This window comes from Flagellimonas rhodophyticola, assembly GCF_049332665.1.
GTDB lineage: Bacteria > Bacteroidota > Bacteroidia > Flavobacteriales > Flavobacteriaceae > Flagellimonas.
On record NZ_CP186326.1, the window covers coordinates 2,354,520 to 2,375,082 of the forward strand.

At 39.5% G+C, this 20,563-nt stretch carries 17 protein-coding genes; 4 read left to right on the forward strand and 13 right to left on the reverse strand.

Translation table 11 applies throughout. The features are described 5' to 3' along the window. Positions 1 to 48: 48 nt before the first annotated feature. From ACOKFG_RS10530 to ACOKFG_RS10545, 4 genes are all read right to left on the reverse strand, one after another. Positions 49 to 1,476 carry an amidohydrolase gene (locus tag ACOKFG_RS10530; RefSeq protein ID WP_422861194.1) on the reverse strand — a complete coding sequence of 476 codons (1,428 nt, stop codon included), beginning with the start codon at positions 1,474 to 1,476 and terminating at the stop codon, positions 49 to 51. Positions 1,477 to 1,593: 117 nt separating this feature from the next. Further along, positions 1,594 to 2,904 carry a cryptochrome/photolyase family protein gene (locus ACOKFG_RS10535; protein ID WP_422861195.1) on the reverse strand — a complete coding sequence of 437 codons (1,311 nt, stop codon included), beginning with the start codon at positions 2,902 to 2,904 and terminating at the stop codon, positions 1,594 to 1,596. Beyond that, positions 2,904 to 3,596 carry an SDR family NAD(P)-dependent oxidoreductase gene (locus ACOKFG_RS10540; protein ID WP_422861196.1) on the reverse strand — a complete coding sequence of 231 codons (693 nt, stop codon included), beginning with the start codon at positions 3,594 to 3,596 and terminating at the stop codon, positions 2,904 to 2,906. The genes ACOKFG_RS10535 and ACOKFG_RS10540 overlap by 1 nt, the downstream gene beginning before the upstream one ends. Positions 3,597 to 3,600: 4 nt before the next feature. Then, complete coding sequence (locus tag ACOKFG_RS10545) at positions 3,601 to 4,098, reverse strand: SRPBCC family protein (RefSeq protein ID WP_422861197.1); 498 nt, start codon at positions 4,096 to 4,098, stop codon at positions 3,601 to 3,603. A 206-nt stretch (positions 4,099 to 4,304) separates the two neighbouring features. Here ACOKFG_RS10545 and ACOKFG_RS10550 point away from each other — a divergent pair, with 206 nt between their 5' ends. Further along, entirely contained in the window at positions 4,305 to 5,147 is an 843-nt protein-coding gene (locus tag ACOKFG_RS10550; protein WP_299172686.1) for a DUF2911 domain-containing protein, read from the forward strand. A gap of 47 nt (positions 5,148 to 5,194) precedes the next feature. Here ACOKFG_RS10550 and ACOKFG_RS10555 read toward each other — a convergent pair whose 3' ends face one another. From ACOKFG_RS10555 to ACOKFG_RS10590, 8 genes are all read right to left on the reverse strand, one after another. Next, complete coding sequence (locus ACOKFG_RS10555; protein WP_422861198.1) at positions 5,195 to 6,901, reverse strand: sodium:solute symporter; 1,707 nt, start codon at positions 6,899 to 6,901, stop codon at positions 5,195 to 5,197. 110 nt (positions 6,902 to 7,011) lie between these two features. After that, positions 7,012 to 9,543: a PIG-L family deacetylase gene (locus ACOKFG_RS10560; protein ID WP_422861199.1), complete on the reverse strand. Its 2,532-nt coding sequence runs from the start codon at positions 9,541 to 9,543 to the stop codon at positions 7,012 to 7,014. Between the two features lie 103 nt (positions 9,544 to 9,646). After that, on the reverse strand, positions 9,647 to 10,594 hold the full coding sequence (locus ACOKFG_RS10565; RefSeq protein WP_422861200.1) for a septum formation inhibitor Maf: 948 nt from the start codon (positions 10,592 to 10,594) through the stop codon (positions 9,647 to 9,649). A gap of 35 nt (positions 10,595 to 10,629) precedes the next feature. Next, positions 10,630 to 11,232 carry a Maf family nucleotide pyrophosphatase gene (locus ACOKFG_RS10570; RefSeq protein WP_422861201.1) on the reverse strand — a complete coding sequence of 201 codons (603 nt, stop codon included), beginning with the start codon at positions 11,230 to 11,232 and terminating at the stop codon, positions 10,630 to 10,632. After that, complete coding sequence (locus ACOKFG_RS10575) at positions 11,225 to 11,752, reverse strand: KdsC family phosphatase (RefSeq protein WP_422861202.1); 528 nt, start codon at positions 11,750 to 11,752, stop codon at positions 11,225 to 11,227. Before ACOKFG_RS10575 ends, ACOKFG_RS10570 begins: the two co-directional genes overlap by 8 nt. After that, a complete protein-coding gene (locus tag ACOKFG_RS10580; RefSeq protein WP_422861203.1) occupies positions 11,736 to 12,497 on the reverse strand; it encodes a Rossmann-like and DUF2520 domain-containing protein in 762 nt (253 codons plus the stop codon). The genes ACOKFG_RS10575 and ACOKFG_RS10580 overlap by 17 nt, the downstream gene beginning before the upstream one ends. Before the next feature lie 84 nt (positions 12,498 to 12,581). After that, the gene (locus ACOKFG_RS10585) at positions 12,582 to 12,959 is read right to left on the reverse strand and encodes a hypothetical protein (RefSeq protein WP_299485070.1); all 378 of its coding nucleotides are present in this window, start codon (positions 12,957 to 12,959) and stop codon (positions 12,582 to 12,584) included. Positions 12,960 to 13,039: 80 nt separating this feature from the next. Further along, on the reverse strand, positions 13,040 to 13,411 hold the full coding sequence (locus ACOKFG_RS10590) for a hypothetical protein (RefSeq protein WP_299485073.1): 372 nt from the start codon (positions 13,409 to 13,411) through the stop codon (positions 13,040 to 13,042). A 97-nt stretch (positions 13,412 to 13,508) separates the two neighbouring features. Between ACOKFG_RS10590 and ACOKFG_RS10595 the strand changes: the two genes are divergently transcribed. Both ACOKFG_RS10595 and ccsA read left to right on the forward strand, forming a co-directional pair. After that, positions 13,509 to 14,189: an RNA polymerase sigma factor gene (locus tag ACOKFG_RS10595; protein ID WP_299172709.1), complete on the forward strand. Its 681-nt coding sequence runs from the start codon at positions 13,509 to 13,511 to the stop codon at positions 14,187 to 14,189. A 233-nt stretch (positions 14,190 to 14,422) separates the two neighbouring features. Further along, positions 14,423 to 17,590 (forward strand): cytochrome c biogenesis protein CcsA, encoded by a 3,168-nt coding sequence (gene ccsA, locus ACOKFG_RS10600; RefSeq protein WP_422861204.1) that lies wholly within the window; start codon positions 14,423 to 14,425, stop codon positions 17,588 to 17,590. Between the two features lie 3 nt (positions 17,591 to 17,593). On the opposite strand, the gene ACOKFG_RS10605 is transcribed toward ccsA, so the two are convergent. Next, positions 17,594 to 18,919: a M14 family metallopeptidase gene (locus tag ACOKFG_RS10605; RefSeq protein ID WP_299485077.1), complete on the reverse strand. Its 1,326-nt coding sequence runs from the start codon at positions 18,917 to 18,919 to the stop codon at positions 17,594 to 17,596. A gap of 230 nt (positions 18,920 to 19,149) precedes the next feature. Here ACOKFG_RS10605 and ACOKFG_RS10610 point away from each other — a divergent pair, with 230 nt between their 5' ends. Further along, positions 19,150 to 20,559, forward strand: a complete 1,410-nt coding sequence (locus tag ACOKFG_RS10610) for an MATE family efflux transporter (protein WP_299485079.1) — start codon at positions 19,150 to 19,152, stop codon at positions 20,557 to 20,559. Positions 20,560 to 20,563 lie beyond the last annotated feature (4 nt).

The following is a 20,563-nucleotide window of genomic DNA, read 5'->3' on the forward strand; positions in this document are numbered from 1 at the left end:
ACAGATTTGGTTTTGCTCTTTTTTATTAAAATGAAATAGCTATTTTTTTTAGTTGCTCCCTATTGGCGGAGGGCCGTCAATCATTGCTTCGTATTTCTCATCTCCTTTTCGGGTCTTAAATTCTTCTTTGACCTTATCGATAAGTTTTGGGTTTTCAAAAAGGTCCGCCATGGTCATGGCCATAGCTTTTGAGGCATACACCATGCCCTTATGCCCAATGCTCATTCCTCCACAAGCTACCACGGCCCAAGAATGCCATGGAGTGTCTTTTGGAGCAACGGTAACACTTAAATTGATATTTGGTACGTTCCAGCTAACGTCCCCTACATCCGTTGAACCGCCCCCAGGATTCTTTTCTGTCTCTCTTAAGGCTTCGATTTGGCTATCCATTCCCACCTCAGGTTTTCCTGTTGCTTTTTGAATTGCTTTTCCGAAAGCTATTTCTTGGTCGGTATAGGTGATTGGTCCTAAAAGCTCTAAATTTTTCTGCATGATATCACCTCCGGCGCGGTTTACCAATACCTCATAAATACCAGACACCAATGTAATTTTATAATCGACATCGGCCATAATAGCTGCGCCTTCTGCCATTTTTTTGACACGTTCATAGGTCGGCAGCATTATTTTTCGTTTGGGGTCGCGTACACGTACCCATATTTTTGAGTAGTCAGGTACAACATTGACCACTTGTCCACCATCTTGAATATGATAATGAATACGAGATGTTGGTCTAATATGTTCCCTGTAGTAGTTCATACCAGTGGTGTAGATTTCCAATGCATCGGATGCACTTCGACCGTTCCAAGGATCTGCCGAAGCATGTGCTGCTTGTCCGTAAAATTCAACAATGAAATCAATCAAAGAAAGCCCACTTTGCACATCAGCCTCAATATTTGCGCCTGGGTGCCAGCTGACGTTTACATCAACATCATCCCATAGACCAGCTTCTACCATCCATACTTTGGCAAAATATTTTTCTTCCGCAGGAGTCCCCAGGAACTTCACTGTTCCTTTCAGCTTTCCAGCTTCAATTTGTTCTTTGATGGCAATGGCAGCCCCTAAACTAGCCGCACCGAACATATTATGTCCACAGCCATGACCTGGAGCTCCATCTATCCTTGGGTTCTTGGCGGGTTCTGTTTTCTGGGAAAGTCCTGGCAAGGCGTCAAATTCTCCCAAAACACTTATGACCGGTTTTCCTGAGCCATAGGTAGCTGTAAATGCGGTTGGGATATCCGCTACTCCGCGGGTTACTTTTAATCCATTCTTTTCGGCATAATCTGCCAGCACTTCTGCAGATTTGGATTCGTTGAAAGCTGTCTCGGCCAATGCCCAAATAGAATCACTAATTTGGATTAGGTTTTCTTTGTGGGACTCAACAGAAGCAATAATTGCTTTTTTGTTTGAACTTAGTTTTTGCGCAGTAAGGTTGAGCGAAACCAGACATAGCAGTACTAGGGTGGTGAATCGTTTCATGTTATATAATTTGAATTAGTCCGAATTGTGGAGGTAAGTATTTCTTGGGCTCCATCTACATCTTTTCAGCTATCTACCCTCAAAATAAAACCGGGTACTAAAAATACTGAAAAAGCATCAACCTACGGCTTCTTTGTAAACTTTTAAGCAGCGTTCACGAGCCATTTTATGATCAACGATGGGAAGGGGATAGGTAAGCTCTTGAAGGTCAGGCACCCACTTTTGAATGTAAGTCTTTTGGGAATCAAATTTATCGATTTGGGTAGTGGGGTTGAAAATTCTGAAATATGGAGCAGCATCCACACCACTTCCGGCGGCCCATTGCCAGTTACCAACATTACTTGCCAAATCAAAATCCAATAATTTTTCAGCAAAATAGGCCTCTCCCCAGCGCCAATCGATTAGGAGGTGCTTGCAAAGGAAGCTTGCAACAATCATGCGAACACGATTGTGCATGTATCCCGTGGTATTCAGCTCTCGCATACCAGCATCAACAAAAGGATATCCGGTTTTCCCCAACTTCCAAAGTTCAAATTCTTGCTCATTGTTTCGCCACACAATCCTATCATACTTGGGTTTAAATGACTTGCTAATGGTGTGGGGAAAATGCCAAAGGATTTGCATAAAAAACTCCCTCCAGATTAGCTCGTTCCAGAAAACCTCATTTTCCTCGGATATAGCTTTCTTCATTATTTTTCGAATAGAAACTGTGCCAAAACGAAGGTGTGGCCCTAACATGGACGTTCCTGATTCTTTAGCAGGGAAGTTTCGTGTGCCTTCATAATTTTGAATTAATCCAGAAGTAGTATTATAATCGGCAACAAGGATCTGGGATAATTCAAAACCGATATCCCTTAAGCTAAGGTTTGGTAAATCGTTGGATTTATGAAGTTTTTGAAAATGGGCTAAGGTATCGAAGTTAGAAAGGTGTAAATTAGGATTAAACTTCTCCTTCCATCTATTTTTATAGGGAGTGTATACGACATACGGATTACCATCATCCTTGACCACTTCGTTTTCTTCAAAAACTACTTGATCCTTAAAGGAATGAAAAGGGATGTTGTCCTTCGTCAATAATTTTTTGATTTCAGCATCTCTCTTAATGGCATATGGTTCGTAATCATGATTCGTAAAAACGCCCTTGATATCATATTTATGCTGTAATTGAATCAATACAGAAATGGGATTGCCATGGTACATTGCTACCCCACTCTTAAATTTGGATTGGAGCTCGTTGTGCATTTTTTGGAGCTGCTTGTGTATAAACGACACCCTAGGATCATTTTTGGGTAACTTCTCCAGAATTTCAGTATCAAAAATAAATATGGGGAGTACCGGATAATCACCTTGCAGTGCATTATAGAAACCGGTATTGTCATCCAATCGTAAATCACGTCGAAACCAAAAAAGACAAACTTTAGGCTTCATTAGTTGATGTTTAAGGTTGATATACCTCCATCAACAGCCAGCACTTGACCAGTCATCCAGGTACTTTTATCACTCAGTAAGAAAGCGGCCAAATTAGCAATATCAGAAGCATCTCCATACCGTTTTAAGGGATGTCTAGCTGACATCAATTCCTTTTTTCGATCGTTGCTTAACAAGCGTTTTGCCAAAGGTGTATCTACTAATGAAGGAGCAATGGTGTTCATTCGTATATTGGGAGCATATTCTGCAGCCATTGCTTTGGCGAACCCTTCGATAGCTCCCTTGCATGCAGCAACACTTGAATGAAAGGGCATCCCTGTTCCTACTGCAACGGTACTGAAAAATACCATGCTAGACCCTTCTGCCATTTGAGGAAGTATTTTTTTGACCACTTTGACCATGGCAGTAAAATTTAAATGCATATCCGCTTCAAAAGTGTCTATGGAAAGCATTTTAAACGGTTTTAAATTGATGCTTCCGGGAAAATAGGCAAATCCGTGGATGCTGACAGGAAGTAAGGATACGTCCAAATCATCTTGAGAAACATCAAATGGTATGTGGGTAACATCCAATCCTTGTAATTCGCCAATAGTTCGTGAGGCAACGTAAACGGTATACTCCTCTATTAGAATTTTCACTAGTTCCAATCCAATTCCGTAGGAACCGCCAATAAGTAACATATTTTTTTTCATACCTCTAAATGGCTTTGATTTCAAGTGTACTCGTCTCACCATCAATTTTTCCGAAAAGCTCAATCAACTTTTGCTCCCGATACTGAAATATACTTCTCAATTGTTTTTCTACCAATATGGGATGCGTGAGTTGGCCAAGCAATCCAAACGGTAACTTATAATCGATGATATCCTCCATCCGTACACCATCTTCAATTTCTTCAATAAAATGTTTATGATGCCACAGGGCGTAAGGACCGAAACGCTGTTCATCAACAAAATATCGTCCTTCCACCATATGGGTAATTTCAGTAACCCACTTTGTACTAATACCGGGGAAGGGATTCACCTTATATTGGATAATTTGCCCAGGAAACATGGGCTTATCAACCTCAGATAGAATATGAAAACCCATATGATCCGGAGTTATCTCCTTTAAGTTTTTTGGGTTTTTCAGAAAATCCCAAGCCTCTTGTTTTGAGATGGGCAGGGTTTGCACTGCAGAAAGTTGATATAAACGCATAACCAGTTTTTTCAAAAATAACCTAAATTGTTTAATTTTTAATTAAAATAGTTAAACAAAATAAAGTTTATCTTCTCATGCAAATCGGAAAATTGTTATTACTACCATATCTATTGATATCCCATTTTCTTTTAAGGGTTTATTAACAAGTCAGCCGTGCCTTTATTTTTAGCTTTGTTTCACTAACAAATCTAAAATTCTTACAAATGAAAAAACTAGCATTATTTGCGTTTGCTGCTATGCTCGCTGTTTCCGTTGAGGCACAGTTGCAAACTCCTCAACCCAGTCCTTCCTCTTCGATGAAACAGACTGTTGGACTAACCGAGGTTGAAGTAGAATACTCCCGACCATCTATGAGAGGCCGAAAAATCTTTGGCGGACTTGAAGCATATGGTGAGCTATGGAGAACAGGTGCAAACAAGAACACAACTATCTCTTTTAGTGATGACGTTACTATTGATGGTCAAGAAGTAAAAGCCGGTACTTATGCAATTTTCACAAAGCCAGGTCAAACCTCTTGGGAAGTCTTTTTCTATTCGGACGCTAATAATTGGGGCACGCCTAGAGAATGGGACGACAGTAAAGTAGCTGCTAAGACTACAGTTGAGGTATATCCGTTGCCTGTGGATATTGAAACCTTTACTATAACCATTGACGATGTTCACAACAATGGAGCGGCTCTAGGCATAATGTGGGAAAAGGCCTATGTAGGCGTAAAGTTTGAAGTACCTACTTTGACAAAGGCACAAAAGAGTATTGAAACCGTAATGGCTGGACCAAGTGCCAATGACTATTATTCTTCTGCTTCTTATTATTTTGAAGAAGGCAAAGATTTAAACAAAGCCAAGGAGTGGATTGCCAAAGCCGTTGAGTTGAGACCAGATGCTTTTTGGGTGATGCGCAGACAATCCTTGATTTTGGCGAAAATGGGAGATAAGAAAGGTGCTATCGCAGCAGCTAAGCAATCTCTTAAGGTTGCTGAAGAAGCTGGAAATGCGGATTATGTGAAACTAAACAAGGATTCCTTGAAAGAATGGGGAGCACTATAAACGTATTCCTATAAATTATTGAAACCCGCGTTTATCGCGGGTTTTTTTTATGTCTTTAATGGAGGCTTTCTAAGGAAACTATCGAAGCTTTCAATCAACATGGAAAGGAAAATAACCAGCAGGCATCCAAAAGCATTAAGCCATAAATAGGACATCCAATCCATATACCAGCCGATGATAACAATTACTTGTGTTACCAGCGCAGCTATAAATACAGCGTTTCCTTTTACAAACTTGAAGAAAAAAGCCAATAGGAAAATACCCAGCACATTTCCGTAGAAAATGGAACCGATAATATTCACCAATTGGATAAGATTATCAAATAAGTTCGCAACACAAGCTATAATTATGGCAATTACCCCCCAAAGAAGGGTAAAACCTTTTGTGGCCAGCACATAATGCTTATCGTCTTTTTCTTCTTTTTGATTTCTTTTATACAAGTCGAGGGCCGTAATAGTTCCCAGTGCATTTAATTCTGAAGCGGTAGAGGACATTGCAGCAGAAAGAATAACAGCCAAGAGCAATCCAATCAATCCCGTGGGTAAATTGGTCAAGATAAAATGTATGAATACATAGTCTTTATCATTCGTCTCCACGGAATTATCAGCCTGAGAAATTAAGGTTTTGGCGGTATCCCTGTTTGCTTTTTCCTTTTCATTGATTTTGATAATATCTTGTTTAGCCTGTTGAATAGCATTGTATTCCTTTAAAGCTAAGGCAGTAGAAAATGCACCTTGGGCCATTTTCTTTTCCTGCTCAAGTTCTAGATGTCCTTGCTCCAACAACCTATAATCCTCAACATATTCCGACTCCATAACAGCTTGCGTAGCTGCCGGGTTGAAATTAAGAGGGGAGGGGTTATATTGATAAAAGACAAATACCATTGTACCTACCAACAGAATAAAAAACTGCATTGGAATTTTCAAAATTCCATTGAAAATCAAACCTAGTTGACTTTCCCTAACCGATTTTCCAGATAAATACCGTTGCACCTGACTTTGGTCAGTTCCAAAATAAGCCAGAGCTAAAAAGAACCCGCCGGTGATACCACTCCAGAAGGTATAGCGATTATTGGTATCCAGACTAAAATCCAAGATTTGCAATTTGCCATTGGCTCCAGCAATTTTTAGTGCTTCTCCAAAGGAAACTCCGGACGGAAGGGAACCCAAAATAAAAAAGAAGGCAAAGAACATGCCTACCATTATAATGAACATTTGCTGTTTTTGAGTAACACTGACGGCTTTTGTTCCTCCTGAAACGGTATAGATAATGACTAAAATTCCAATAATGATATTCAACGTACGTAAATCCCACCCTAAAACTGCCGATAAAATAATTGAGGGAGCAAAAATGGTAATTCCCGCTGCCAATCCACGTTGAATCAAAAACAGAATTGCAGTTAAACTTCGGGTTTTTAAATCAAACCTACCTTCCAACATTTCATAAGCGGTAAACACCTTCAGTTTTCTATAAATTGGGATGAATACCAAACAAATAAATATCATGGCCAATGGCAGGCCAAAATAGAATTGAACAAAACCCATTCCGTCATGGAAAGCTTGCCCAGGAGTGGATAAAAATGTAATAGCGCTAGCTTGAGTGGCCATAACCGATAGACCAATAGTCCACCATTTGGCATCATTGCCTCCCATCACATAATCCGTAACATTTTTACTTCCCCGGGTTTTCCATACCCCGAAGCCTACGATAAAGAGCAATGCACTGCCCAGAACAATCCAATCTAATGCACCCATTAAGCTGCTAGTTATTTTGTGTCATTATGAAGTAGAAAATCAAGATGTAAACAATGTTCAAGAGAAGTACGATAGTGTACTCCTTCTTCCACGACATCTTATTTTCCATATTATCCTTTGACATTACTTTCAGATTTTACTTCACTTTTACCTATTGAAAGCATGTTAGCGAAAAGTTTATAAGCTCCTGAAACTCCTGCTGGTAATTCCCTGAAAAAACTCAATCCTGTATAGATGTAGTGTCCTTCTCCATGTGGTGCTACCAGCAAACTACCTTCGGTTTGAGCTTCTCCTTCATCCCCCATAGAGAGTATTGGGGTAAAATCTGAACTCCATTCTTTTGGGAAATACAAGCCTCTTTCCTGTACCCATCCATCGAAATCAGTTTCTTTAATGGTATTGGGGAAATTTACCAATGAATGGTCGTTTGCCACAATACTAACTTTGGCAGTTTCATCCGTAACACGGTCTCGAGATAGGGTAAGATTGTAGGGAGCGATGTTCTCAAACTGTTTGCTCCATCGCCCAGCAGTATTGTATTGGACCACAAGATTGCCGCCTCTTTCAACATAATCGAACAGGTGCGGTTGCTTAAATTTTAATTCTTCAACAACATTATAGGCTCTAATCCCTACAACCACAGCATCATATTTGTCGAGTGAGCCCGCCTGGATAGTTTCGGGATCAATGGTATGGACTTGATATCCTATTTGTTTTAGACTCTCAGGAACTTTGTCCCCAGCACCCATGATATACCCAATATGTTCTCCGGACTTTTGGATATTCATACGAACAACCTTTGCTTCGGAGGGTAGCAAAATGGATTGCTTTGGAACATGGTCATAGGTGATTTCAACGAGTTCTTTAGTATGGACTTGGCCATCAATTTTAACCATTGGGGAAATTTTACCTTCACTATCTTCAACAGGAGGAGTAACCTTAAAAATAACGGATTGTTCTTGTCCTTTTTGCTCGATTGAAAATGAAATACTTTCCGGAGAAATATGCCATCCTGCTGGATGTTTTAAAGAAATCTCACCTGAAACATTGTTTTTACCGGCTTTAACGCTTACCAAAACATCCTTGGTTTTAGAATCAGAGAAAATCAGGACTTTCTCTGCAATTGAAGATGTGACCTCAGGCAACACAACAAAGGGCTCATACAATTCCCCTTTATCCGGTTTTGAAAAGCGACGAATCACAGGTTTTTGGAATCCAATATCAATACCATCGATGGTCAAAATGAATTCCGCATGAAACGGACTTGGAGTTTCCGGCTTGCCAATCATCTTTGGGTCTGTGACTGTATACATCCCCAGACTTCCGGTTTCGTTCAACCAATAGGGGCCTGAATTGGAAGTTGTCTGTGGTACAGTAAATTCAAATTCTATGTTTTCTTTGGCATTGTTGCTCAAAGCTTTGTTTGGATTCAGCTTATGACTTGCTCCAATTACATTGATTTCTTTTAAAATAATGGACTGGTTACTTCTATTCAACGCTTCCACATTAATTTTAACGTTACTTCCTGAAGTTGTGGAAGCTGATTCTGCATTGGCTTCCAAATAAAGACCGGAGCAATCCAAAATAATGGATTTCAATTCTTCCGACTTCAGTGTTTTCCAGTGCTCATCCTCAACATTTTGAAGTAGTTGATATGCCTTAACCAATTCTGGGATGTGTTTGGAAGGATTAGAAAAATCAAAATCTTTTTCAACTTGATATAAAATATCACCAACAGCTTTTCCTCCTTTTACTCTTGACCATGAGGTGTCGATACCATCAAAAAGATTGTTGCTTGATGGAAGGTCACCTTTCAATAGCTCAACATATTCATCCTGGGAACCGCGCGTAGTTACTCTACCGAAACCTTGGCAAAGGTGTTGACTACTGGCCATGGATGCTATTTCGTTATTGGAAAGTCCTAATTCAGGATAAAAAACGCCCACATCCAATTTTAGCATTTTTGATTTATCGGCTTTTTCAAAGTTCTCGCGACTTCCATAGAACCACCAAGAAGTGTTAAAAAATACTCTCCTAGGTTGCCAAGTGCTGGTACTTTGCAATTGGTTCGGGTATGAATTGGGGTCATTGGCAAGATCAAAAGCTTCAACACTCAACATTGCGGAAGAAGTGTGATGTCCGTGTGTAGTTCCAGGTGTTCTATGATTAAAACGATTGATGATTACATCCGGTTTTAAATTACGGATGGCCCATACCACATCGCCTAAAACCTCTTTTTTGTCCCAAATACGAAGTGTTTCATTAGGGTGTTTGCTGTAACCGAAGTCGTTTGCCCTAGTAAACCATTGTTCACCTCCATCAACTCTCCGAGCGGCCAAGAGTTCTTGTGTTCTAAGAACACCTAAAAGCTCCCGCAATTCGGAACCTATAAGATTTTGTCCTCCATCACCCCTTGTCAGGGATAGGTAGGCCGTTCTGGCCTTATCATGGTTGGATAAGTAAGAAATAAGCCTTGTGTTTTCATCATCTGGATGGGCTGCAATGTATAAAGCAGTGCCCAAAAAATTTAATTTTTGAAGATTATGATGAATTTCAGCAGATGAGGGTTTGTTCGGCCCTTGGGCAAAGGAATTTGAAACGACTGCAGTTAAAGTCAGAACACTGACCCAAAAGTTTCGCATACAACGGTTTTTAGTGGTTGCTCCAAATATAGAAAGATTCAAACCAGACCGGATGCTATTTAGAACATCTTTAACAGGGTATGTTTAGGACAAACAAGAGCTTTTATAGCCCTAAACTATCCCGAAGCACAACATCATCATTGCCATTCTGCCCCCAGTAAGCTGTCTTGAGGGACTTTATTTTAGTGGCACGTGTGGTGAGAACTTTTGCTTTTGGTCCAAAGCCACTTTTAAACTCCTCGGTCCAACTTTCAATTGCATATGGAAATTCCGAGGTGAAATTAATGGTCAAGGTTCTTTCAAGTTCAGGATAGGTCATTGTGTAACTGCTAATTCCATCCTGCGAAGTTAAACTTGCATTGACATTATATGCCTTGAGCTCTTTATGGCGAAGACGAACATATTCCAATGAGGGAATCATTGTGATATCCCCGGTTGGCAAATCTGAAGGGTTGATTCTGATTTTATTCCAAATTTCGTTTTCCAGGAGGTTTTTTTCAAGGGAAATGTTTTGGTCCGCTTCACTTTCAAAATAGGAGTGGGAGGTAAACTCAAATTTTTCCCGATTGTTGATTTGTGAGTATACATGCCCGCACCATTCTTGAACCGATAAGCTGCTTTTGATAGCATGTTGATTGTCATAAACGGGATAAAATGTACTTCCCATAACGGAATATGGATAAATACCAGTGAGGTATTTCTTTGTGGAATTTAATTTTAACACAGAAACATTCTCAGGATTGCTTCTATCTGCTTTAACCTGTTTTTCTGGCAAAAAGGGCTCTGTAACGTAAATCAAGACTGAATGACCATCTCTAATCTCACCATATCTGGCTTGTTCAAGTTTATAGGATGTGATCTCCGCATTTCCGCTGTACCAGTACTTTTTAAAATCTTCGGAAGGTTGCTTTCTTGGTTTAATAGCCTTGGTAATAACAGGCTCATCATTCAAAGCCATTTCCTTATTCGAAGCTTTGCTTTTATCAATACATGATGAAAGCACCAACAATAGTCCAATTGCTATCAATTCAAAGCGAATCACCTTTTTCATATCACGAGATTTTACGTAAAGTTACATATACCGTTTTAGGAAACCATATCCATTAACGTTTTGTAAACTAAATGGGTAGGTAAACCAACCACGTTGGTGTACGAGCCTTTTATTTCAGAAATACCTATCATGCCAATCCATTCCTGTATACCATAGGCACCAGCTTTGTCAAATGGTTGACACCTTTTGATATAATAGTTGATTTCTTCATTACTAAAATCCATAAACTTCACTAATGTCGTGGCGCTTACCGTTTTTTGAAGATTTAAGGTGGTAAAGCATACTGAGGTGATTACTTCATGCCAATCTCCCGATAGTTTACTCAGCATTTGGTAGGCTTCGTTTTCATTAGATGCCTTTGCCAGAGATTCATTGTTGAACCAAACCACGGTATCCGAGGTAAGCACAATTTCATTTTCCTCAAGTTCTGGTTTAAATGGAGTTGCCTTTAATTCTGCTAGATAGTTCGAAATTTGTTCTCCTTTCAGATTTGCTGGGTAAATTTCTTCAACAGGTTTTGGCCGCACCTCAAACGCTAATCCTAAATCTTCAAGAAATTGCTTCCTTCTAGGAGAGCCGGAACCAAGAATTAGTTTATGGTCTTTTAGTTTTTCTTTTAGTGGATTGTTTTCAGCCATTTTTTGCACTGAAGTTGTCATTCCAGTCCCCACGTACTTTAAGCACTTGTTCAATAATATCTCGAACGCAACCATCTCCACCGTTCTTATGGGAGACGTAATCTGAAATTGCCTTGACTTCGGCAACTGCATTTTGTGGTGCCGTAGCTAGTGCTACCTTTTTCATCGGAGGAATGTCAGGCAGGTCATCTCCCATATAAAGCACATTCTCTGCATCAATATTATAGACATCCAAATATTCATCCAAAGGCTCTTCCTTATGATGAGCACCCAAATAAATATCAGTAACGCCGAGACCTTTTAAACGTTCTTTGACCCCTGCATTGGTTCCTCCGGAAATCACACAAACGTTATAGCCTTTTTGAATGGCGGTTTTAACAGCATATCCATCCTTGACATTCATTTTCCGGAGCATCTCACCATCAGTTGTAATGAGTACCGAGCCATCAGTAAAAACCCCATCCACATCAAAGACAAAGGTGTTTATATTGCTCAATAGTTCTTTATAATTTTTCTTCATAGTTTTCTGTAATGGCTTGACTTAATATAGTGTAAAGTTCGGCATGTTTTTTATTTTTCAGTAATCTCAGATGGTTTTTTATACTTTCTGTATCACCTCTTTTGGCAGGTCCGGTTTGGGCCTCCATTGGAGACATTTGCTGAATTTTTTGCGCCGTTTCTTGAATTAAAGGTTGTAAAAGTGAAAATGGGAGTCCTTCTTCCCGGCAGATTTCTTCTCCTATATGATAGAGGTGATTTGTGAAATTATTGACAAAAACGGCCGCAAGGTGCAATTTTTTACGCTGTTCGGAATTAACTTGGTATACACTTTGGGAAATTTGGCCAGCAAGCTTTTGCAAGAGGTCCAGAGAAGTTTTTTGGGCTGCTTCCAGACAGACAGGTATGTCCTTAAATGATATTGGCCTACCCATGCTAAAAGTTTGAAGTGGATAGAAGACCCCTTTGTTCGGAGTAGGGATGCAATTCATTGACATTGCTCCCGAAGTATGCACTACAATTCCATTTTTGGTTGAAAGAGATTCCGCAACTTGGAAAATGGCATTGTCATTGATGGCAATAATATGGACATCGGCAGCTTTAACTTCTTGAATGTTGGAGCATGTCTCTACATGTCCGTTGAATCTCTTTAGTTTTTCTGGATTTCTACCGTAAACCTGGACAATCTTAACTTGTGGTGCATCCAGAAAAGCATCAAAAAGATGTTGAGCTACATTACCTGTTCCAATAAGACTAATGGTATACATGGCTCAAAAATAGCCAACCGCAAACAAATGGATAAGAAAAGCCATCAAATTTTGATGGCTCAACTGTTTAGGATAAAAAATTGCTCAGGCGCATGCCACAGTAACATCATGGCGATGGGCATTTCCAGTAGTGGATTCTATCGTAATCTGATTGTTGTTTTGCAATGTGGCAAAATGAGTTGTGGTTAGTTTGACTTTGTGATCATGACCTGACCCACCTTGAATAGAATATTCCTTTTCGACCCCGGCTGCTACATCCGCCTTAGATACAATTAGGGTATGGCCATGATTGCTGGTAATGGTAATCGCGTTTGCCCCATTTTCGAAACAATCTCGAGCACTTGGATCAATATTCGGATCTCCGTTGGCACTGTCATCATTTGAGCAACTTAATGCTGAATATGTCGGAACAGCCACAAGGAGTGCCCCAACACTTTTTTTGATAAAACTTTTTCTGTTCATTTTCATAGGATTTGTTTTTTTAATTTATAAGATACTGATAATTAATGAAATAGAGATGTTTCATTAAAGATGAATTATGGTTATACTGTTTTATCAGCATACAATTTGACCAATACAAATGCACCTACGGCCATGACCAAATCTCGAACTGCTACATCTAGAAAACTACCACTAAAGATTAAAGTTAATGCTATGGCAATAAGCCAGAACATAACAACCAATCCTCCAATTTTGGGTTTTACAAGAACTAGTATTCCTGCGACGACTTCAATGATTCCAACAATCATCATAAAGGTTGCCGCTTGAAGAGATAACGCACTTAAAAAACCTTCGGAAACGTACTTTCCCCATTCGGTTAGCAGGTTAACAAACTTATCTAACCCAGCAACAATAGGTACCAGGCCATAGGTGTACTTTAATACTGTTTTTGCTAATGAAATATTAGACTCCATAATTTTAGTTTTAATTTTAGATAAGTGATGTTCAAAAAGGTTACAAAATTTTGTAACTATTTGACAAACATGCTATCTAAAGACAAAGCATAGTCGTATGGAGCCTAAACCTATTGGGAAGTTCAAATACCAAAAGTTGACCGATTCCGAAATCATCAAACGTATTTTGGCTGGTGAAAGGGAGCTCTATGAAATCCTTTTAAGAAGAAATAACCAGAAGCTTTTTAGGGTGATACGAAGCTATCTAAAAGATGAAAGTGAGGTGGAGGATATTATGCAAAACACGTATTTGAAGGCTTTTGAAAAGCTATATCAATTCAAGCATTCATCCACATATGGGACTTGGTTGATACGAATTGGAATCAACGAAGTATTAGCAAGATTGAAAGAGAAAGGGAAGGTGGTTGATCTCTATCAAAGGTCATCGGAAACAAAACAGAATTCCATTTTGGAAATACCGGACAAAACGCAATTGAACCCTGAAAAGCGCATCATACGAAATGAGGCAAAACAGCTTTTGGAAAACGCAATTGACACTTTAGAAGTCAAATATAGAACGGTTTATGTGCTAAAGGAGATTGAGGAGATGTCTATTACCGACATTTCCGAGTGCTTAAACATTTCCAAATCCAATGTAAAAGTCCGTTTGCATAGAGCTAAAAATACCCTTAAAGAAAATTTGTACGAGTTAACCGCAAACAAAGGAGATGTATTTGGGTTTGGTTTTAGTAGATGTGATAATATAACAGAGCATGTTATGGAAACCATTCTTGGTTAACAAAGATTACCGCTATGAAATAGAAGATAATAGTGTCTTCCAATTGCCCTGATCAAGTTTGTTTAGACATAGGTACGGAACTTGTATTGGGGCAATTTCCATACTTTACTGATTTTCTTCCTAATTCCGCCAATCTAAAACAACTCAAGAATCACAAATAATGGGTTGAAAGATTGTATGGATTTTAAGCTTTTAGTAGCTACCTTTGTGGCCTTTAAATTAGACTTCCTATTATGCTGGAAAAACTTTCCAACACCCTGTTCTCGACACGATTGATGGCCATTCTTTTTTTAGTATTCGCAACAGCGATGGCATTCGGAACTTTTGTTGAAAGTTGGTACAGCACCGAAACTGCAAGGATATACATTTACAATGCCACCTGGTTCGAGGTAATCATGGTGTTTTTTGTGATCAACTTTGTTGGAAATATTTTTAGATACCGGCTCTTAAGTTGGAAAAAGTGGCCTGTTCTCCTCCTGCATATCTCGTGGATTCTTATCATTTTAGGTGCATTCGTTACACGGTACATTAGCTATGAAGGGATGATGCCTATTCGCGAAGGGAATACTGAGAATCGATTTTATTCTGATAAAACCTACCTCACTGTTTTTGTTGATGGAGAGATTAATGGTGAAAGCAAACGAAGGGTACTGGAAGATGACATGATCGTTACTTCAGAAGGAAAGCGTTCGAGCCTTCCTTGGAAATCAGATTTTAACGGTCAAGGGTTTACCATTGCTTATGTCGATTTTATCGATGGAGCAAAAGAAGGATTAATCCCTGATGAAAATGGCAACGAATATCTAAAAATTGTTGAAGCAGGCGATGGACAGCGTCATGAGCATTATCTGGAAAGTGGAAAAGTGGCAAGTATCCATAACGTACTTTTTTCACTGAACAAAGAAACCTCCGGAGCCATAAATATTTTCTCAGAGGGAGATGATTACCAAATTAAATCGCCATTTGAAGGAAGTTTTATGCGGATGGCGGATCAATTCCAGGGAGAAGTTCAAAATGATAGCCTTCAATCCCTGCAATTAAGGTCTCTCTATTCCATGGCAGGAATGCAGTTTGTGATTCCAGAGCCCATTGTTAAAGGAAGCTATGGTGTTATAAAAGCCCCAGAAAATGAAGTTACAGAGGCCACTCAAGATGCCTTGGTGGTATCTATAACTGCCAATGGAGAAACTAAAGAGCAAAAACTACTAGGAGGGAAGGGCACTTCCAAGTTTTCTGATAAGATTAAGGTTGGTGGATTGGATTTTTCATTGAGCTATGGTTCTAAAGTTTATGAATTGCCTTTTGCTATTAAACTAAATGATTTCATAGCCGAAAAGTACCCTGGGACAGAAACAGGTTATGCATCTTTCATGAGCCGAATAACCGTTGATGATGAGCGGCCTTTCGACTACGATATTTACATGAATCATGTTCTAGACCACCAAGGGTATCGTTTTTTTCAATCAAGCTTTCATCCAGATGAAAAGGGAACGATTTTGTCTGTAAATCATGATTTTTGGGGAACATGGATAACCTATATAGGTTATTTCTTGCTGTATATTGGTTTAATGGGCATTATGTTTTTTGGAAAAACAAGATTTAGAGACCTACAGCAAGCTCTGGAGAAAGTGAAAATCAAAAAGGCAGCGTTATCCTTGATATTATTTTTGGCAACGGGGGTGGCTTTTGCCCAAGCAGAAGGTACAGAAGGACATGAACATTCCAATTTGCCATCAAAAACACAAGTTGATTCCATCATCAACGCTAACATTGTCTCTCAAGAACATGCCGAGAAATTTGGGGAACTCGTAATACAAGATGAAGGGGGGCGAATGAAGCCTATCCACACTTTTGCTTCTGAGGTTTTACGAAAATTAAGTGGAAAAAACACCTATAACGACTTAGACGCTAATCAAGTGTTCTTGTCTATGATGATGAACCCGGGCGTTTGGTACAACACCGAGTTTATCACCTTGGCTAAAAGGGAGAACGATAGTATCCGTAAGATTATAAATGTTCCCAAAGGAACCGAATATGTTAAGGCCACGGATTTTTTCGATGCCAAGGGAAACTTCAAGATGAAGTCATATGTTGAAAAAGCCACTTCAACAACCAATCCATCAAATTTTGAAAAAGATTTTAAAAAGGTATTTGAAAGATTAAACCTGCTGGATATTGCTTTGAGCGGGCAGATAGTCAAGATATTTCCATTATTGAATGACGAAAACAATAAGTGGATATCTGCTATCGAATATCGGTCTGGCCAATACCAGGTTTCGGATTCATTGTACTCCAATTTCATCAAGAATGCAATGCCATTTTATCTGGGGACTTTGAAAAGCTCAATTGCCTCGGGAGATTACTCCCAATCAGACAAATTGTTGGAGGCCTTCAAGCAAAATCAGAAGAACAATGGTGCTGAAGTCTTGCCAGATGATAAAAAGGTAAAAGCAGAAATTTTATATAATAAACTGGATATATTCAATAGGTTGTACCAGTACTATGCACTTGTAGGAGTTTTGCTTTTTATCATTCTAATTCTTCAAATCTTTAAAGAAAGGGAAATCCTGAAAGCAGCGGCCTATTTATTAAAAGGTACCATCATACTATTCTTTATATGGCATACGGGAGGTTTGGTGATGCGCTGGTATATTTCGGGCCATGCCCCCTGGAGCAATGCTTATGAAAGTATTCTATATGTGGCATGGGCTACTATGGGTATCGGATTGGCTCTGGGAAGAAAAAGTGAACTCACAATTGCTGCAAGTGCTTTTGTTACATCTATGTTATTGTGGATAGCCCACCAAAGTTGGGTAGACCCAGAAATTGCAAATCTGCAGCCTGTTTTGGACAGTTACTGGTTAATGATTCATGTTGCCGTAATTGTCGGTAGTTATGGGCCTTTGACGGTCGGCATGATTCTAGGGGTGGTTTCTTTACTGTTGATCATATTGACCACAAAGAAGAATAAAGAGCGCATGGAACTCAACCTCAGGGAACTGATTGTAATCAACGAGCTTTCGTTGACCGCAGGTTTAGTAATGCTAACCATTGGCAACTTTTTAGGTGGTCAGTGGGCAAATGAAAGCTGGGGACGTTATTGGGGCTGGGACCCTAAAGAAACCTGGGCCTTGATCTCAATCATGGTGTATGCTTTTGTACTGCATATGCGATTGGTGCCTGGTCTTAGAGGTAAATGGACCTTTAGCTTTGCCAGTATTATTGCCTTTGCTAGTATTATGATGACCTATTTCGGGGTCAATTTTTACTTATCAGGACTTCATAGTTATGCTAGCGGAGATAAGGTAATTACACCGACCTTTATTTGGTATACCGTGTTGGGGGTATTTATTTTGGGAGGAATAAGCCTCTGGAGATATCGTGTCAACTACTCAAAATAATTATTATTCAAGCAAAAGGTGCATTAATTCCTCAGCGGCAACTTTTCCTTTTTCCTTTAAAAAAGGTCTTGGTGTATCATCACCTAATTCAAATACAATAGATGGCATTTGATGATTCACAAAAAAGTAAGTCCGAGATACCATAGTCGGGTCTAATTTATCAGAAGCCTTGACATTGGTTTTTTTCTGCGGTAATCTTTTACTGATTCGTTCTATCCAATCAAAAACGATTTTTCCTTTTTGGCCTGTAACCAGGGTATCTAGCGGATAGTAAATGTCATCCCAAGTAGAGTGAAAGTCTGCGCCGAAAACAAATTTATGCCCTTCCTTGGCTTTCTGATTTAAAAAGTCCCGAACACTTTTGGTTTCAGGTTGATTGAAATTTTGCCAATCCCTGTTCAAGTCAATACCACCCATATTATGTCTCCAGTGCCCATTGTCAACGCCATCCGGATTCATTAATGGAACAACGAAGACCTTGTGCTTCGTTCTGAACTTTTTTGCAAGCTCACTTTCTCCTGATATTGTTTCTATAAAGGATTTCATGGCGAGAAAACCTGTCACCTCCGGCGGGTGTTGTCTTGAAATGATCATAAGCGACTTTTTGGAATCGGTCTCACTTATTTCTAACAAGTGCATTGGCCTTTGTTCCGTCGTTTTTCCAATAGAACGGGTGGATATAAATGGTTTAACCGCTAATGAATCTATCCACTCTTTGACCCTGCCCGTTGTGTATAGTTCTTGAGCTGTGACCCATAAGGGTTCTTTTTTGATTTCTAATTTCAATTCAACGGATTCTGGTGCAGCTTCTATTCCAAAAGTCCCAACACCTGGATTAATAACCTTTAGCGAAGTGCTGTCAATGAGTTTAAAGTGGATTCCATCCGTACTCAATTTTGGATAATAACGACTCCGTGAATCCTGGTACAACAATTTCACGGTAATTTCCCTTGGGTTTTCCGTCCAAATTTTAAAAGCATACCAAGGACTTACATTAATGGGAGTGTTTTCAGCAGTGATCCAAACGGTATAGTGGTCATTTCCGTCAAAGGCAACCCCATTTAATCGAGCCCCATCAAAATCGTTGGTAAAAAAAGTAGTTTCATTATCGAAAGACCATGTACCTTTCCATTGCTTTTGCACAGGTCTGTTCACTGTTGGCACAATAGGACTTGGTTTCTGCCCTTGATATCCCGTTTCCTTATTGGCATCGGTTTCCTGCACTGGTGCGACAACAGTCTTACATCCAAGCAAAACAATGGCGGATGTCATCAATATTGTGTGTGAAATATGTTTTATACGGTGATTTTTAGGTTTTGATGTCGGCATTTGAATGTTTTTAAATTGGCTGTGAAACTTTGAAATTTAAAAATATTGTTTGAATAATTTATCCAAAACGGGTTTGTATTATTTTTTTTAGCATCTTTGTGCCATCATGAAGTTATAAGAATTATGTACGTAATAGATGTCACCAAGGGCTTTACGCCAAAAAAGTAACCGAAAACACCTCTTCGGTACTGTGACATTTCACTCTTTTTTTATTCATAATTCTTATTATAATGACAAATTCAAATAAATCTTCTTTTAAAAAATTCATCAATTATTTCTGGATAGCAGTAACCGGAAAAGAAACTGATTTCACTTCTGGTAGTATTCGCAAGGCGATATTTATGCTGTCCATTCCCATGATTTTGGAAATGTTGATGGAATCCATTTTTGCCCTTGTGGATATAGCTTATGTCTCACAAGTAAGCGTAAATGCAGTTGCTACCATTGGATTGACGGAATCCGTAATTACACTCATATACGCCTTGGCCATTGGTTTAAGTATGGCTGCTACTGCGGTAGTAGCGCGCAGAATTGGTGAAAAAGATGTTCAAGGAGCAAGAATTGCTTCTGTCCAGGCCATTGGTTTGGGAATTCTTATATCAATCGTTCTTGGTGTAGTTGGGATTCTATTCGCCAAAGAAATCTTGGCTTTGATGGGAGGTGAGCCCGACCTCATTGAAGAAGGATATGGGTATACCAAATTATTGATAGGTGGTAATATTACCATCATGTTGTTGTTCCTTATCAACGCCATCTTTAGGGGAGCAGGTGATGCCTCTATTGCCATGTGGACATTGGTGCTTTCAAATGGACTCAATATTATTCTAGATCCTATTTTTATTTTTGGATGGGGACCGATTCCAGAGTATGGGGTTATGGGTGCTGCTATCGCGACCAATATTGGTAGAGGTACGGCTGTCTTGTTTCAATTGGGAATCCTATTTTTTGGTTGGAGTAAGATCAAACTTGCAGCAAAGGATCTAGTCATGAATGTTACCGTGATGGTGAATCTTATCAGAGTATCCCTCGGTGGAATAGCTCAATTTTTAATTGGGACCTCCAGTTGGGTGTTTTTGATGAGAATCATGTCAGAATTTGGTAGTGAGGTGCTAGCAGGGTATACCATCGCTATTCGGGTAATTATGTTCACCTTGATGCCGTCATGGGGAATGAGTAATGCTGCGGCAACTTTGGTTGGGCAGAACCTTGGTGCGCAAAAACCTGATAGGGCGGAGAAGTCTGTGTGGATAACAGGTAAGTATAATGCCTATTTTATGGGCGCTGTGTCATTGGTGTATCTTTTCTTTGCCAAGTCGATTATTTCGGCATTTAACAATGCTCCAGATGTTGTGGAGAATGGGGCCTTATGTCTACAGGTGATAGCTGCGGGCTATGTTTTTTATGCCTATGGGATGGTAGTTTCGCAAGCATTTAATGGAGCAGGGGACACTAAGACTCCAACCAAGATAAATCTAATATCGTTTTGGTTGTTCCAATTGCCTGTCGCGTACATTTCTGCGTTAGTTTTGGGTTGGGGTTCCATGGGTGTTTTTATTGCAATAACAACTGCTGAAGTGCTGTTGGCTGTGATTGCTATATTGTGGTTCAAAAAAGGAGATTGGAAGCGCGTTCAAGTATAAGTGG